General features: G+C 70.5%; 11 protein-coding genes and 1 pseudogene. 7 read left to right on the forward strand and 5 right to left on the reverse strand.

The genetic code is table 11. The features are described 5' to 3' along the window. Positions 1 to 290: 290 nt before the first annotated feature. The 3 genes from ACYVDG_RS08635 to ACYVDG_RS08645 all read right to left on the reverse strand — a co-directional run bounded on the left by ACYVDG_RS08635 (position 291) and on the right by ACYVDG_RS08645 (position 4,163). A complete protein-coding gene (locus ACYVDG_RS08635; protein WP_460747971.1) occupies positions 291 to 1,862 on the reverse strand; it encodes a dihydrolipoamide acetyltransferase family protein in 1,572 nt (523 codons plus the stop codon). After that, positions 1,859 to 2,914 (reverse strand): alpha-ketoacid dehydrogenase subunit beta, encoded by a 1,056-nt coding sequence (locus tag ACYVDG_RS08640; protein ID WP_460748255.1) that lies wholly within the window; start codon positions 2,912 to 2,914, stop codon positions 1,859 to 1,861. Before ACYVDG_RS08640 ends, ACYVDG_RS08635 begins: the two co-directional genes overlap by 4 nt. A 79-nt stretch (positions 2,915 to 2,993) precedes the next feature. Then, entirely contained in the window at positions 2,994 to 4,163 is a 1,170-nt protein-coding gene (locus tag ACYVDG_RS08645) for a thiamine pyrophosphate-dependent enzyme (protein WP_460747975.1), read from the reverse strand. A 133-nt stretch (positions 4,164 to 4,296) separates the two neighbouring features. Here ACYVDG_RS08645 and ACYVDG_RS08650 point away from each other — a divergent pair, with 133 nt between their 5' ends. From ACYVDG_RS08650 to ACYVDG_RS08660, 3 genes and pseudogenes are all read left to right on the forward strand, one after another. Continuing rightward, complete coding sequence (locus ACYVDG_RS08650; RefSeq protein ID WP_460747978.1) at positions 4,297 to 4,737, forward strand: Lrp/AsnC family transcriptional regulator; 441 nt, start codon at positions 4,297 to 4,299, stop codon at positions 4,735 to 4,737. Between the two features lie 131 nt (positions 4,738 to 4,868). Further along, positions 4,869 to 5,678, forward strand: a pseudogene (locus tag ACYVDG_RS08655) (PhzF family phenazine biosynthesis protein); the annotation flags it as partial. A gap of 1,254 nt (positions 5,679 to 6,932) precedes the next feature. Then, on the forward strand, positions 6,933 to 7,520 hold the full coding sequence (locus ACYVDG_RS08660) for a Rossmann-fold NAD(P)-binding domain-containing protein (RefSeq protein WP_460747981.1): 588 nt from the start codon (positions 6,933 to 6,935) through the stop codon (positions 7,518 to 7,520). Here ACYVDG_RS08660 and ACYVDG_RS08665 read toward each other — a convergent pair. Next, positions 7,501 to 8,754 (reverse strand): glycosyltransferase, encoded by a 1,254-nt coding sequence (locus tag ACYVDG_RS08665; RefSeq protein ID WP_460747985.1) that lies wholly within the window; start codon positions 8,752 to 8,754, stop codon positions 7,501 to 7,503. The two genes, ACYVDG_RS08660 and ACYVDG_RS08665, sit on opposite strands and share 20 nt — an antisense overlap. Before the next feature lie 223 nt (positions 8,755 to 8,977). Between ACYVDG_RS08665 and ACYVDG_RS08670 the strand changes: the two genes are divergently transcribed. Further along, positions 8,978 to 10,747, forward strand: a complete 1,770-nt coding sequence (locus ACYVDG_RS08670) for an ABC-ATPase domain-containing protein (RefSeq protein ID WP_460747989.1) — start codon at positions 8,978 to 8,980, stop codon at positions 10,745 to 10,747. A gap of 16 nt (positions 10,748 to 10,763) precedes the next feature. On the opposite strand, the gene ACYVDG_RS08675 is transcribed toward ACYVDG_RS08670, so the two are convergent. Then, a complete protein-coding gene (locus ACYVDG_RS08675) occupies positions 10,764 to 11,483 on the reverse strand; it encodes a hypothetical protein (RefSeq protein ID WP_460747993.1) in 720 nt (239 codons plus the stop codon). A gap of 125 nt (positions 11,484 to 11,608) precedes the next feature. Here ACYVDG_RS08675 and ACYVDG_RS08680 point away from each other — a divergent pair, with 125 nt between their 5' ends. From ACYVDG_RS08680 to ACYVDG_RS08690, 3 genes are all read left to right on the forward strand, one after another. Further along, complete coding sequence (locus tag ACYVDG_RS08680) at positions 11,609 to 12,628, forward strand: GlxA family transcriptional regulator (protein WP_460747995.1); 1,020 nt, start codon at positions 11,609 to 11,611, stop codon at positions 12,626 to 12,628. A gap of 177 nt (positions 12,629 to 12,805) precedes the next feature. Continuing rightward, positions 12,806 to 13,729 (forward strand): proteasome assembly chaperone family protein, encoded by a 924-nt coding sequence (locus tag ACYVDG_RS08685; RefSeq protein ID WP_460747998.1) that lies wholly within the window; start codon positions 12,806 to 12,808, stop codon positions 13,727 to 13,729. Then, positions 13,726 to 14,865 carry a quinone-dependent dihydroorotate dehydrogenase gene (locus tag ACYVDG_RS08690; protein WP_460748257.1) on the forward strand — a complete coding sequence of 380 codons (1,140 nt, stop codon included), beginning with the start codon at positions 13,726 to 13,728 and terminating at the stop codon, positions 14,863 to 14,865. The genes ACYVDG_RS08685 and ACYVDG_RS08690 overlap by 4 nt, the downstream gene beginning before the upstream one ends. Positions 14,866 to 14,936 lie beyond the last annotated feature (71 nt).

Below are 14,936 nucleotides of genomic sequence, written 5' to 3' on the forward strand. Positions count from 1 at the left end.
CCGTCGTAGCGAAGCGGGTCAAGGTGGAGCGCCTCCGATAGCGCGCCAGCGCTTCGACGGCGACGACCTTGACGCGCGCAGCGGAGACGGCCACCATCAAGCGGCAGGAAACGGGGAAACCCGCACCAGCAACAAACCCCCGCCCACCGGTGCCCCACATGTGCCGACCCAACTGAGGTCACGACGGCAAGGCTCACCACAGTGTCCAAGGAATAGCACTCAATGAGTGGCTGGCAGAGGTCCTCGCGCGGGTCAGAGGTACCCGCGCGGGTCAGAGGTCCCGGAACGGGTCAGAGATCCCCGAGCAGCAGGTGGGGGCGTTCCATGCAGTCGGCGACCCAGCGCAGGAAGCCGCCGGCGACGCCTCCGTCGCACACCCGGTGGTCGAAAGTCAGGGTGAGTTCCGTGATCGGGCGGGGCACCACGTCATCGCCGACCACCCAGGGGCGGCGCAGGATACGGCCCACACCCAAGATCGCCACCTCCGGGTGGTGGATGATCGCGGCTGACCCGTCTACGCCGAACACGCCGTAGTTGTTCACTGTGAACGTTCCGCCGCGCAGGTCCTCGGGGGCCGTCTCGCCGGACCGGGCGGCATCCGCGTGCTCGCCCAGCGCGGAGGAGAGTTCTCGGGTGGTGAGCGTGTGGGCCTCGCGCAGTACCGGGACCACGAGACCCCTCGGGGTCTGGGCGGCGAATCCCAAGTGCACGGCGTCGAAGCGGACGGTCTCCTGACGGGCGGTATCGAAGTGGGCGTTGAGTTCGGGAAACCGGGTCAGCCCGAGGAGGGCAAACCGCGCCACTAGCCCCAGCACGCTCACCGGGCGGTCCGGTGCGGCATCGTTGAGTTCCCTGCGCAGGTCCAGCATCCCGGTAGCGTCGACGTCTACCCACACCGTCGCCTCAGGGATCTCCCGCCGTGACCGCGACAGGTGTTCGGCCATGACCCGGTGCGCCCCACGCAGTGGCGACCGGTGCGTCCCAGGCTCCCCGGGCCCCTCGGACTTCCCAGGTTCCCCGGGCCCCTCGGACTTCCCAGGTTCCCCGGGTGCCTCGGTTGTGCCTTCCTTCCCGGATGGCCCTTCCTGTTCAAACGCACCCGTGGCCGTACCCGTGACCGCACCCGTGGCCGTACCCGTGACCGTACCCGCGGCCGTACCCGCGGCCGGGGCGCCGATCAGCGGCTCGACGTCGCGGCGCAGGATCAGACCGCCCTCCCCACTGCCGTGCAGCGCGGTGATGTCGATCCCGTTCTCCCGTGCCAGGCGGCGTACCAGGGGTGACACCACCCGGGTCGGCCCCGCACCGGTCTCGGCCTCTACCCCGGTCCCGGCTCCGGACCGGGAAGGGGGCACACCCGGGCTTCCGCCCAGTGGTGCAGCAGGGTTGGTGGGCGGGCCGCCGCTGGTCGCCGTTGACCCGGGCGGCCCGCCCGCCCTGGGGGCACCGCGGCGCTTGGACCGCGTGCCCCAAGCCGTGCCGTAACCCACGAGGACCGCGCCGGAACCCGCTTCGCTGTCGGCGGCGCCGTTGCCGCCCGCGGGGTCGGGGCCGTCCCGTGCGTCGGGCACGGTGGTTCGAGTATCCCGTATTCCACGTTCGTCACGCGAGCTCGCCCCAGCATCCGGACCGCTCGTGACCGTGATGAGGGGTGCGCCGACCGCGACCACCTCACCTTCCGCGCCATGGAGTCGGGTGACGGTGCCGCTGAAGGGGCAGGGGACCTCCACCGAAGCCTTGGCGGTTTCCACCTCCACCACGGCTTGGTCGACGGCGATCTCCTCGCCCTCCGTGACCAGCCAGGACACGATCTCGGCTTCGGTCAGGCCTTCACCCAGGTCGGGGAGTTCGAACGTGCTCACCGGCCCTCCACCCACTCGGACTCCCACTGGAGGCGGTCGAAGGCCGCCAGAATCCGGTCGACCCCGGGTAGGTGGTGCTCCTCCAGCTTCGGCGGGGGATAGGGGACGTCTAGCCCGCCGACCCGCAGTACCGGGGCCTCCAGGTAGTGGAAGCACTGCTCGGTGACGCGCGCCGCGACCTCGGCGCCGTATCCACCGAAGACCGATGCTTCGTGCACCACCACCGCACGCCCGGTACGGCGGACCGAAGCGGTGACGGTTTCGTCGTCGAACGGCGCCAACTGGCGCAGGTCCACGACCTCGACGTCGATGCCGTGTCCCCCGTCGACTGCCTTCCCAGCCATCTCTCTGTCCGGTTCCCCAGCTGCCTCCCCGGCCGCCTCCAACGCGGTCTCGACCATCGGTCCGTAGGCGATGAGCGTCACGTCCGCCCCGGGGCGGCGCACCACGGACCGCTCCATCGGCTCGGTGCGCACCGGGAGTTCCACGGACTGCTTAGCCCAATAGCGCCGCTTCGGCTCCAGGAAGACCACGGGATCGTCGCAGGCGATCGCCTCGCGCATCATGGAGTAGGCGTCGGCGGGGGTCCCTGGGGTAACCACGCGCAGTCCGGGCGTGTGCGTGTAATAGGCCTCGGAGGAGTCGCTGTGGTGTTCCACCCCGCCGATACCGCCGCCGTACGGCACCCGGATCACCACCGGCAGTGTCACCGCCCCCCGCGTCCGGTTGCGCATCTTGGCCAGGTGGGAGACCACCTGCTCGAAGGCGGGGTAGGCGAAGGCGTCGAACTGCATCTCCACCACGGGACGCATCCCGTACATGGCCATGCCGATCGCGGTGCCCACGATCCCGGACTCGGCCAGCGGGGAGTCGAAACAGCGCTCCTCACCGAACTCGGCGGTCAGTCCGTCCGTGACACGGAAGACACCGCCCAGCGGACCGACGTCCTCCCCGTAGACCACCACGTCGGGATCCTCGGCCATGGCGTCGTGCAGGGCGTGGTTGAGCGCGGCGCCCATGGTGACCTCGGGTGCCTCGGGCGTTCCGCTCATCCCCGTGGCGGGCGCGGGGGCGGGCACCGTCAGGGAGGCCTCGGAGGATGCGGGGCTGGGGGACGCGTGTGCCATCGCCTCACACCCCCCGGAGTTCCCGGCGCGCCGACTCTTCCTCGGCCTGCTCGATCTGCGCAGACTGTCCGGTCTGCTCGGCCTCCGCGACTTCGGCGGCCAGGTCCCGCCGCTGCCGTTCCAGGGACTCCGGTACCGCCGCGTACACATCGGTGAAGAGGGAGTCCGGGTCGAGTCTGTCCGCACCGGCCATCCGTTCGCGGACCGCGGTGGCGACGCGTTGGCCGTCGCGCTCGTAGATCTCCAGGAGGCCGTCGTCGACGATCTGCTCGTTGCGCAACAGGGCCTCCATCCGCGCCAGCGGGTCCCGTTCGCTCCAGTACTCCACCTCGGCAGCGTCCCGGTAGCGCTGCGGGGCGTCGGAGTTGGTGTGCGGGTCGATCCGGTAGGTCAGCGCCTCGACGATGGCGGGTCCGCCCCCGCCGCGCGCTTCCGCCAGGGCGTGCCCGACCACGGCGTGCACCGCCGCCGCGTCGTTGCCGTCCACGTTGTATCCGCGCATGCCGTAGCCGACGGCCTTGTGCGCCAGAGTGGGCGCCGCGCTCTGCTTGTGCACCGGAACGCTGATGGCCCAGTGGTTGTTCTGGACCAGGAACACCACGGGGGTGTTCCACACGGCCGCGAAATTGTAGGCCTCGTGGGCATCGCCCTCACTCGTGGCGCCGTCGCCCATCAAGACCAGGGCGGCCACGTCGTGGCCCTTTCTGCGGGCGGCGTAGGTCAGGCCGACCGCGTGGGAGGCGTTGGTGGCCAGCGGCGTGCACTGGGGCGCGCACCGGTTGCGGTTCGGGTCGTAGCCGGAATGCCAGTCGCCCCGGAAGAGGGTGAGCGTCTCTACCGGGTCCACGCCGTGCGTGACCATGGCGACGCTGTCGCGGTAGCTGGGGAAGAGCCAGTCCCGTTCGGACAGTGCCAGCACCCCGCCGACCTGGGCTGCTTCCTGTCCCATTGAGGACGGGTACACAGCGAGGCGGCCCTGTCGGGCGAGGGTGCTGGCCTGCTCGTTGAAGCGGCGTCCGATGACCATGGCCCGGTGGAGCTCGGCGAGTACGGCGTGGTCGGGAGTGGAGAACGAGGAGTGTTCATGACGTCGGCCGTGCCGGTCCACCAAGCGCACCGGCTCCTGGGAGGGCAGAGGAGGAACCGGACGAGATCGCTCATCGGTGTGCTTCATGTCTTGAATATGCGGCGAATCACCCCATATTGTCGATGGCTCTACGTCGATGCTGGACGAACTGTTCGGTAATCGGATCTGAGTGACACATCATCTAACTTGTCCACCATGCGGACGGTATGAGGTAAGACACATGGCCGTGCAGCTGGACGACACCGACCGTCGCATCATAGCTCTCCTGTGTGACGACGGCCGGATGTCGATCCGTGCCGTCGCCGAGCGTGCGCACATCTCCCGGGCCAACGCCTACTCCCGCCTCGAACGTCTGCGCGACGAGGGGGTGATCCGGGGCTTCTCGGCCGTCATCGACCCCGAGAAGTACGGCACGGCGCTCTCCGCCTACGTCTCCGTGCGGATAGAGCAGCACTCCTGGGAGAAGTTCCGTGAGTACCTGCGGGACATCCCCGAAGTCGACCACGCCGCCTTGGTGTCCGGCGACGTCGACCTCCTCCTGCTCGTCCGGGTGGCCGACGCCGCGGCCCTGCGCACCTTCGTCCTGGAACGGCTCCAACGCCTGCCCGAGGTCAAGAGCACCCAGACCATGTTCATTCTGGACGAACCCCACCTGCAGTAGAGGGGTCCTGCCAGTAGAAGGGGTCCTGCGAGCAGGAGGGGCCGACCGGTTGGGGCGCCGACCTCGCGAATAGCTCCAATCCACTCCGGATCGGACCTTGGTTGCTTCAGTTTCCCCGGCAGAATGGACCCATGCCCGAGTACCGCGTCGTCGACGCCTTCACCAGCCAGCCCTTGTCCGGGAACCCCGCAGCCGTCCTCGTCGTGGACGAACCCTACGACGACGCCTGGGCCCAGGGCATCGCCGCCGAGTTCAACCTCTCCGAGACCGCCTTCGCCCGTCGGATCGAGAGCGCCGAAGCCGACTTCGAGCTGCGCTGGTTCACCCCCGAGGTCGAGGTCGACCTGTGCGGACACGCGACCCTGGCCACCGCGCACGCCCTCACCGAGCAGGGTGTGGAAGGGCCGATCCGATTCAGTACCCGCAGCGGGGTCCTCACCGTGGAGCTCCGGGACGGCAGGCTCTGGATGGACTTCCCGGCCCGCCCGGCCGTGCGGGAGGAGGTTCCCGCAGGGTTGGCGGAGGCTTTGGGCGCCGAACCGTTGTGGGTCGGCCGTGGCGGAACCAACGACCTGCTGGTCGAGGTGGCAGACGAGGTCACCGTCCGGTCCCTCTCTCCGGACCAGCGCGCACTGACCGCCATCCCGGCGCGCGGGGTCATCGTCACAGCCCGCGGCGGGGACACGGCCACCGGTTCCCGCGGAGGTCGCGCCTACGACATCGTCTCCCGGTTCTTCGCCCCCGGCGTCGGGGTGTCCGAAGACCCGGTGACCGGCAGCGCGCACACCGTTCTGACCCCCTTCTGGGCCGAGCGCCTCGGCCGTACCGAACTCACCGCACACCAGGCCTCGGCACGCGGCGGCGACCTGGACCTGCGCCTGGTCGGAGACCGCGTCATGATCGGCGGCGACGCCGTCACCTTCGCCACCGGCAACCTGAACCCGAGCATCGGGCCGAGGGGGTCGGCCGTGGAGCAGTGGGTCACCAAGGAAGAGATCCACGCGGCCCGTGAGCGCTTGGAGGCGGGGCACGCCGGCTGGGTGCGCCCCGCGGCCTACGGGGTTGGTGTGCACCGTGACGGCGAGACGGCATTCGGGCTGACCAATGTCGGTACGAGCCCTCTGCCCGCCATCGTCCTGGCGATCGAGTGCGGCCACACATCCGGCACCGCCACTTACGAACTCACCCCGGGCCGCTTGGCCGCGGCGATGGCGGCCTTGGCCCCTGCGGAGGCCTGCACCGAGTTCCAGCACCCCAACCTCGTGGAGTGGAAGAGGCTGGCCGCGGAGATCGAGGAGAAGGGCGGTCGGGCAGTCGCAGTGTTCGTCGGCGACCTCGAGGATGGCCCCGTCGACGATCACGACCGAGCGTTCCGGGCGGCTATGGTCTGATTCGTTCCGTTGGCCAGAAAGCGAATCCCGACGAAATCTTGATTTCCCACGCGCAGCGGCTGCGGATCCGGTAAGAATGGTTCCACGGCACTTCCGACCCCTCCCCGGAAGTGCCGGGGCACGCCTCCCGGGGGTTCCCCCTTGCCTGCCGGGCGGGTCGTGGCCACCTCGGTCGGCCGGTACGGGTTCCTCCTTCCCGGACGGTCGGCCACCTCGGGGGCCGGGGCGGGCCCGCCCCAGCCCCCGAGGCACGGGGTGCCCCATTGGGCACCGCATTCTTCGGGCAGACCGAGCGCGGTCAAGAGGCCTCACCCAGGAGCAGTCCGGGTGAGGCCTTTTTGTCGGTCGGGCTCGGTCCGGCTTTTCGATGGTACGAGTGCGGTTGTGGCCGGAATTCCCATGAAGTTTTGGGGTCCGGTTTCGGGGTCGTTGGGGGCATTTGTGCTCAGGGAGCCTCAAGGAACTCCTCCGGTTTTCGCCCGCGGGCGCCTCGAGTTCGGTAAGAATGGTTCCACGGCACTTCCGCCCCCTCCTCGGAGGTGCCGGGGCACGCCTCCCGGGGGTTCCCCCTTGCCTGCCGGGCGGGCTGTGGCCACCTCGGTCGGCCGGTACGGGTTCCTCCTTCCCGGACGGTCGGCCACCTCGGGGGTCGGGGCGGGCCCGCCCCAGCCCCCGAGGCACGAGGTGGAATGCCAGGCAGATCGGCCTCCACCTTCAACTGCCTCCCCGACTCTCCCCGTGGTGGAAATCCCAGGCACCGTCCCCCTTGACCTCAAGTGGACTCGGGGTTGCACCGTGGGCGTTATGAACGACACTCACGCTGACCCCGTCGACGCCTTGGACGGGCTGCGCGGACGCGCACTGGTGATCGGCGGCACGGGGATGCTGTCCGGTGCCGTGCGAGGGCTGGCCGGACTCGGCTGGGAGCTGGTGGTGCCCAGCCGCAACCCGTGGCGGGCGCCGCCCAGAGGGGTTCGCTGGGTCCGCTCGGAGTGGGGTGATCCCGGTGCGCTCACGGAAGCGGTCCGCGCAACCGGAACCACGACTGGGAGCGCCCACGAACCCGCCCCTTTCGACCTGCTGGTGGCCTGGGTGCACACACCCCACCGCGAACGGGTCCTGACCGCGGTGGAACCACTGCTGTCGAAGCGGGCCGTGGTGGTGGAAGTGTGGGGGAGCGCCTCCCGCAACCCGCTGACCACCTTGCCGCCGCCCGTGCTGGACCTGCCCACCCACCAAGCGGTTCTGGGCTACCAACGCCACAACGGCGGCACCCGCTGGCTCACCGACGGGGAGATCTCCGAGGGCGTCCTCGCCGCCGCGCGGTCCGCCCTCACTGGAGCTCTCCCGCGCGTCCACGAGGTGGGCACCCTCACCCCCTGGCCCCCGTGACCAGGGAGTGGATGTGGTCCGCGGCCGCCGCGGCCCCGTCGACTCCGGCTAGGCGGCGCTGGAGTTCCTGAGCTCGGGAGCGCGTATACGGATCGCGCAGGACGGTCTCGAACGCCCAGCGCAGCCGCTCGCCCCCGGCTTTGGCGGGGCTCAGGCCCACGGCGTTGCCGAACCGGACGCAGTCGTCGACGTTCCACCGCTGCTCCAGTTGCAGGCCGATCCCCACGAACGGCTTCCCCGAGGCCACGGCGGTCTGCACGGTGCCCTCACCGCCGTGGATGACCGAGGCGTCGATGAGGTCACCCAGCTTGTGCGCCGGGAGCAGGTCGAACACGTGCACGTGGGGGCCGAGGCGTTCCCGGTCGCCCGCGTCCAGATATCGGGAGACCGGCGCGACGACGGTCACCGGCAGCCGGGAGAGCTCACCCAGGACCCGGAGCACCAGGTCCCGGTTGGCGGAGCTGCCCATGGCGAAGTAGATCACCGGCCGGTGCTCACGTTTGGCCGCGTCGACCAGCTGGAAGACCCCTGGCGGGACCTCGAGGTCGAGGCGCGCGTAGACCGGCCCCACCCAGTGGTAGTTCGGCGGGAGCAGGTAGCGGTGCAGGTAGCCGGAGATCGACGCGACGAGGTTGACGTCCCCGTCCAGCGCCTCGACAGTTTTGCGGGGCAGTTCCACGCCGTACGCCCGGGCGACCTTCTGGAAGCCCGCGGGTTTGTACGAGGTGTACCGGGCGGCCTCGCGGAGCAGCGCCGCCGACCCTGCGTTGACTGCTTCCGCCACGCGGCCCCCGCCGTCCAGGACCGGGATGGAACGGGCCTGGCGCAGGTGCGGCCACGAATAGGCGAACGGTTTCACGTACACCAGGGGGATTCTGCTGGCCCGCGCGGAGACAAGCTGGCTCAGTGTCGAGCCGATGACGGTCGCGGCCGGCCGCAGGAGGGTGTTCAACTCCATTTCGCGCTCGACCCGGGCCCGCACCATCTCTTCCGTGAACGGGTGGCTCAGGCTCCGACCCTGGTCGAAGCGGATGACTTGGTCCGCTTGTTCGTCGGTGAGCTCGGGGGTGAGCGGGTGGTACTCGAACCCCGCCTCCTCGACCAGGCCCGCGTACCGCTCCGAGTATCCGGCGAACACGCATTCGTGCCGGTCCCGCAACCGCCGGGCCACTTCGATGGCCCGCGTCGTCTCGGCGAGGTTGAAGGTTTCCGGGGCGAACAGAACAGTGCTCATACGGAACTCCTCTTCCACGGGGGACGTGCCTGCAACCTAGTTGGCGGGAACAGGGCAGGCAACGGACGCACCGGGGCGCGCAGACCTTCCGCGCATGTGGCATGTCTCCCTCCGGAGCCCCTGTGATCTGGGCGGACCCGATGGTCCACAGGGCCGGAGCAGGATTCGTTCGAACGGCCTAACCTGGCGGGGAAGTGCAGTTGTAGCAACACAGGGGGAACCGATGGCGGGACAGCGCGGGAGCGGCGGCCAGGGACGCCGGTACGGCGGCGGTGGCGGCCGCGGCGGCAGCGGCGGAGGCAGCAAGCCCGAACCCGAGCCGATCCGCGGCAAGCGCGACGAGGCCCGGCTCTCTGCGGAGCTCCTGAAGATGCAGGGCGCCTCCTACGGGCGCTACAAGTCGCTCAAGGGCGACTGGGACTTCGGTGACTTCACGCTCACCGTGCAGCGCGTGCAGGCCGACCCCTTCGCGCCGCCCTCGCGGATCCGGATCCTGCGCCCCGACGCCGGTATCCCGGCCAGCGCCTACGCCGACCCGGTGCGCCGCCGGGCCACCGCCGACTACCTCGGACGGCGCGCCCGCAGGCTGCTGAAGGGGTCGCTGCTGAAGATCGACACCGGCGGCCAGGAGGTCATCGCGCGCTCCTCCTGCCAGATCACCGCGGACGGCGCCCTCGACCTGCGGATCGGTATCGACCTGCCTGGCCACGGTCGGCGGATCGACGGCCGGACCGCCGAGCGGGAACTGTGCGGCGCCGTCCCGGAACTGGTCGACGACCTCGACTGGGACGAGATCGACCAGAAGGAGGCGCAAGGCTTCGCGGACAGCGTGGCCGACACCGTCGCCCTGCGCGCGGCGCTCACTGAGCGGGACCTGACCGCCTTCGTGGCCGACGGGGCGATCCTGCCCCGCCGCAGCGGGGTGAGCGACGAACCGATGGCCGGGGAGGGCACCGTGCCCTTCGACTCGCCCGAGAGCCTGCGGGTGAGCTTCGAGTTGCCGCACCGCGGCACCGTGACGGGGATGGGGGTGCCGGAGGGCATCACCCTGATCGTCGGCGGCGGTTTCCACGGCAAGTCCACCCTGCTGCACGCTTTGGAGCGGGGGGTCTACGACCACGTGCCCGGTGACGGCCGGGAACTGGTGGTGACCCGGGACGACGCGGTCAAGATCCGCGCTGAGGAGGGGCGCCGCGTGGAGCGGGTCGACGTCAGCCCCTTCGTGCGCAACCTGCCCACCGGGGCCGACACGAGCGACTTCCGTACCGAGAACGCGTCCGGTTCCACCTCGCAGGCGGCCAATATCTGCGAGGCCGTCGAGGCGGGTTCCCGGACCCTGCTGGTGGACGAGGACTCCACAGCCACCAACCTGATGATTCGCGACGACCGCATGCAGGCCCTGGTGCACGGTGACCGCGAACCCCTCGTGCCCTTCATCGACCTGGTGCGTCCCCTGCACCGTGAGCACCGGGTCTCCACGATCCTGGTCATGGGCGGCAGCGGCGACTACTTCGACGTCGCCGACCAGGTGATCATGTTGGACGCCTACCACCCGCACGACGTCACTGAGCGCGCCCAGGAACTGGCCCACAAGCGCGTGGACGCCGAGTTCGCCCTGCCGCGCGCCCGCGTGGTCGCCCCGGAGTCGGTCAGCGACAGCACCGGCAAGGGCAGGAGCAAACTCAAGCGCCGGGACATGGACGTGCTGGTCTTCGGCGAGAGCGACATCGACGTGCGCTCGGTGGAACAGTTCGTCGACCCCGGCCAGATCACCGGGGCGGGGCTGGCTCTGCGAGCGCTGGTCAGCGGGCAACACCTCGACGGCTCCCGCACCCTGGCCGAGGCCCTGGACTCCCTGGAGGCCGCCCTGGCCGAGAAGGGGGTCAGCCTGCTCGGCGACAGCTTCGGCGGCGACTACGCGCTACCACGCCGGCACGAGGTGGCCGCCACCCTCAACCGGCTGCGCGCACTGCGCGTCTCCGGGCAGAGCTGACCGGGCCCGTACCGGCTCAGAACGGCGGGACCAGGAGGAACACCAAGATGGCGGCGCCGACAGTGGTGTCGTAGACCATGCAGCATTCGGCCAGGGACTTGGAGATCACCTTCCGGGTCCACCAGTGCGCGGCGTCCCATACGGCGTGCGCGAGCAGGCCGAGCGCCACCACCGCGACCGCCGCCTGGGCGGATACGGCCAGGGCGAGGATCCCGGCGCCGCCGAACACCACGAGCGCCGGGGTCTGGAGGGCGAACACACCCGGGCGGCGCAGTGCGCCACCCGCCAGTCCGAGCACGACCAGCACGGCCCCCAAACCGAGAACGACCGGCCAGGCCGTCACGCCCGCGCCCTCCAGCAGGAAGTAGAGGGCGGCCACCGACACCACCGTCGGCCAGCTGGTCCAAGGCCGGTCCAGGACCGCGATGGCCAGGTACATGACCGGCAGGGTGAACAGGAGGAAGACCAGCCCCCCGCCGTCCCCGCCACCGGAGACGGTGAGGGCGGCGGCCGTGGCTGCGATCAGGGTCGGCCACCACCGCTCCAGTAGGACTGTGGTGGTGCTCCGCGTGTCCGGGGCGCTCAGCGTCGGTGCCGCCGTCCTCGCCGACGTGTCCGGGGCCGATGCCCCCGCACGCCGTGCGCCGGTGTTCTGTGTTCCGGAGCCCCGCTTTCCGGAGTCCTGTGCACTGGAGTTCTGTGTGCCTGAGTTCCGGGACCTGGGTGTGGACGTCATGCCCACCAGACTTCGCCGATGCGGTTCCGGGGGCCAGGCGTAGCCTGGAGTTGGTCCGAAATCCTGGGAAACCCGTCCGAACGGACCAGGTCGACGTAGCCCAGGCGCGTCCGGGGGGCGGCGAGATGGTTGCACGCAGGGTCGTCGTGGTGGCCTACTCCGACGCGGAGCTGTTGGAGATCTCTTCGGTCACCTCGACCTTGGCCACCACCAACGACCTCCTGTCCGGCGAATCGTCCTACGAGACGACCCTCGCGACCCTGGGCGGCGGCCCGGTGCGCTGTTCCTCCGGCCTCACCGTACAGAGCCAGGCGGCGCTCGAGGACCTCACCGGGCCGCTCGACACCCTGGTGGTCTCGGGCGGCTGGGGGCACAGGCACGCGGCACGGAGCATGCGCCTGGTCGCGCACGTGCGTCGCCTGGCCCGGGAGAGCCGGCGGGTGGCCTCCGTGTGCACGGGGTCGAGTGTGCTCGCCGCGGCCGGGCTGTTGGAGGGCCGCCGCGCCACCACCCACTGGCACTTCGCCCGCGAGCTGGCCGAACGCCACCCCGGGGTGAACGTCGACCCGGCCCCGATCTTCGTCCGCGACGACGCCGTGTCGACCTCGGCCGGGGTGACCAGCGCGCTCGACCTGACCCTGGACTTCGTGGCCGAAGACCACGGGCCGTCCCTGGCCCGCCTGGTCTCGCGGATCCTCGTCACCTACTTCCAGCGCCCCGGAAACCAAGCGCAGATGAGCGTGCTCACCACCCTCGACCCGGAGGACACGCTGGTACGCGGCGTACTCGCGCATATCCGCACCCACCTGGACGGCAACCTCTCCGCGACCGGGCTCGCCCGGGCGGCGGGGGTGAGCACACGCCACCTCCACCGTCTCTGCCTCGCCCACACCGGACACCCGCCCAGCCACCTGGTACGCCGGGCCCGCGCCGAGGCCGCAGCCGACCTGCTGGAGTCCACCGCCCTCTCCGTCACCGAGGTGGCCGCCCGCTGCGGGTTCGGTTCGGCCGAGGCCCTCCGACAGGTGTTCGTCGGGTACTACGGGACCCCGCCCTCCCGCTTCCGCGCTGTCCACCGGCGTCCGCGACACCCGCACTCGGACCCGGCGTCCAGTCACCACCTTTCCGAACACTCACCGCCATGACCTTTGGTGTGGCCGTCGTCACGTCTGGGGGGTTGGGGGCCGGTCCCACCCGCCCCGGGTCGGTATTGTGGAAAAGCAGGGCGCACCGAACCCGAAGGGGGCCATACCGGACTTCCCCGTCAGGCCAGGGTGGGCGGCTCGCCCTGTGATCCCGACCAGCTTTGGAGACGAGACCCGGTGCGTGACCCCGCAGATCTGTACGAACTCCATCCCGGCTTCGACGATGTCACCGGCTTGGCAATGCTCGTCTGCCTGGACGGCTTCGTTGACGCCGGTAACGCGGGCCGCCAGATGTCGGAGGCTCTGTTCGAACGGTTCACCGCCGAGGAGGTCGCGAGCTTCGACACCGACCGCCTGGTGGACTACCGCTCCCGCAGGCCGTCGATGACCTTCGTTGAGAACACCTGGACCGAGTACACCCCGCCCAAGCTCGCCCTGTACCGGATGCACGACGACGAGGAGAACCCCTTCCTCGTCTTGCACGGGCCGGAGCCGGACCGCGAGTGGGAGGCCTTCGTCGCGGCCGCCGAGCACCTGGTCGACCGGTTCGCGGTCTCGCTGTCCATCAGCGTCAACGGCATCCCCATGGCGGTGCCGCACACTCGGCCGGTCACGGTCACTCCGCACTCGACCCGGCCCGAGCTGGTCGCGGGGCACACCCCGTGGATCGGCCGCGTCGAGGTACCCGGCAGCGCGTCCTCGCTGCTGGAGTTCCGCCTGGGGGAGAGCGGCCACGACTTCATCGGCTACGCCATCCACGTGCCCAGCTACCTGGCGCAGTCCACGTACCCGCGCGCGGCCATCGCCGCCTCCGAGTACGTCGCCGGAGCCACCGGCCTCGCCATGCCCACGAGCGGGCTTGAGGAGGTCGCCGGGGCCACGGACGTGGAGATTGAGGAGCAGGTCGCCGCCTCCGAGGAGATCCAGCGCGTGGTGGCCAACCTGGAACGCCAGTACGACGACATCATGTCCTCGCGTTCGGACGAGGACGGTGGGCCCACCCCGCTGACCGAGGACGACGCGGGCCTGCCCACCGCCGACGAACTCGGCGCGGAACTCGAACGCTTCCTCGCAGAGCGCGAGGGCGACGGAAACGGATAGCCGTGTTCTACCAGATCCTCTTCAGCTCGGTCCTGCGCCACATGGACGCGGAGAAGGTCCACAAGCTGAGCTTCGCCGCGCTGCGCGGTGTGACCGCCCTTCCCGGCGCCGCCGAGGCGATGGGCAAGGTCCTGGGGCCGAGGGAACCCGAGCTGACCGTGCACGCGCTGGGCCGGGAGTTCCCCGGCCCGCTGGGCATGGCGGCCGGTTTCGACAAGAACGCGGAGAGCCCTCGCGGGCTGGCCGCCCTTGGCTTCGGTTACGTCGAGGTGGGCACCGTCACCGCTCAGCCGCAGCCCGGAAACCCGAAACCGCGCCTGTTCCGGCTGGTCGCCGACCGCGCCATCGTCAACCGGATGGGTTTCAACAACGAGGGTTCCGCGCTGGTCGCCGAGCGCCTGCACCACCAGAGCGGTGGTCCGGTGGTCGGGGTCAACATCGGCAAGACCAAGGTGACCCCCGAGGACGAGGCTCCCGCCGACTACGCGCTGAGCGCCCTGCGGCTGGCGCCTTACGCCGACTACATGGTCATCAACGTGAGCTCGCCCAACACCCCTGGTCTGCGCAACCTCCAGGGTGTGGAACAGCTGCGCCCCCTGGTCGCCGCGGTCCGCGATGCTCTCACCGAGGCGGGCCGTTCCGAGCTGCCGCTGCTGGTGAAGATCGCACCGGACCTGGCCGACGAGGACGTGGACGCCGTCGCCGACCTGGCGCTGGCAGAAGGGCTCGACGGGATCATCGCCACCAACACCACGATCTCCCGCGCCGGGCTGGACTCCTCCGGCACCGAAGTCGAGGCGGCCGGTGCCGGCGGCCTGTCGGGCGCCCCGCTCAAGGAGCGTTCGCTCAAGGTCCTGCGCCGCCTGCGCGCCAAGGTGGGTGACCGGGTGACCCTGGTCGCGGTCGGCGGCATCGAGACCCCCGGTGACGCGTGGGACCGCATCCGGGCGGGTGCCACCCTGGTGCAGGGTTACACCGGGCTGATCTACGGCGGCCCGCTGTGGCCCCGCCGGATCCACCGCGGCTTGGCGCGGCTGGTCCGCGCCTCGGGTTACAGCTCCCTGCAGGAGGCGGTCGGCTCCGACGCCCCGGCCCCGGTTCTGAAGGTGGTGCAGGGGACCCCGCACGCCAACTGACCGGGCGCCAACGGGCCGCCCGCAGACTCTCAGGGCGTCGGCATCCACGCTCCGCGGCAGCCCCGAGGCAC

The organism is Nocardiopsis oceani (genome assembly GCF_054777395.1).

Bases quoted from the DNA above. Each gene is read 5' to 3' on its own strand.
- ACYVDG_RS08680 (WP_460747995.1), top strand. From the start codon at position 11,609: ATGGTTGCACGCAGGGTCGTCGTGGTGGCCTACTCCGACGCGGAGCTG.
- ACYVDG_RS08640 (WP_460748255.1), bottom strand. From the start codon at position 2,914: ATGAGCGGAACGCCCGAGGCACCCGAGGTCACCATGGGCGCCGCGCTC.
- ACYVDG_RS08670 (WP_460747989.1), top strand. From the start codon at position 8,978: ATGGCGGGACAGCGCGGGAGCGGCGGCCAGGGACGCCGGTACGGCGGC.
- ACYVDG_RS08665 (WP_460747985.1), bottom strand. From the start codon at position 8,754: ATGAGCACTGTTCTGTTCGCCCCGGAAACCTTCAACCTCGCCGAGACG.
- ACYVDG_RS08650 (WP_460747978.1), top strand. From the start codon at position 4,297: ATGGCCGTGCAGCTGGACGACACCGACCGTCGCATCATAGCTCTCCTG.
- ACYVDG_RS08660 (WP_460747981.1), top strand. From the start codon at position 6,933: ATGAACGACACTCACGCTGACCCCGTCGACGCCTTGGACGGGCTGCGC.
- ACYVDG_RS08675 (WP_460747993.1), bottom strand. From the start codon at position 11,483: ATGACGTCCACACCCAGGTCCCGGAACTCAGGCACACAGAACTCCAGT.
- ACYVDG_RS08645 (WP_460747975.1), bottom strand. From the start codon at position 4,163: ATGAAGCACACCGATGAGCGATCTCGTCCGGTTCCTCCTCTGCCCTCC.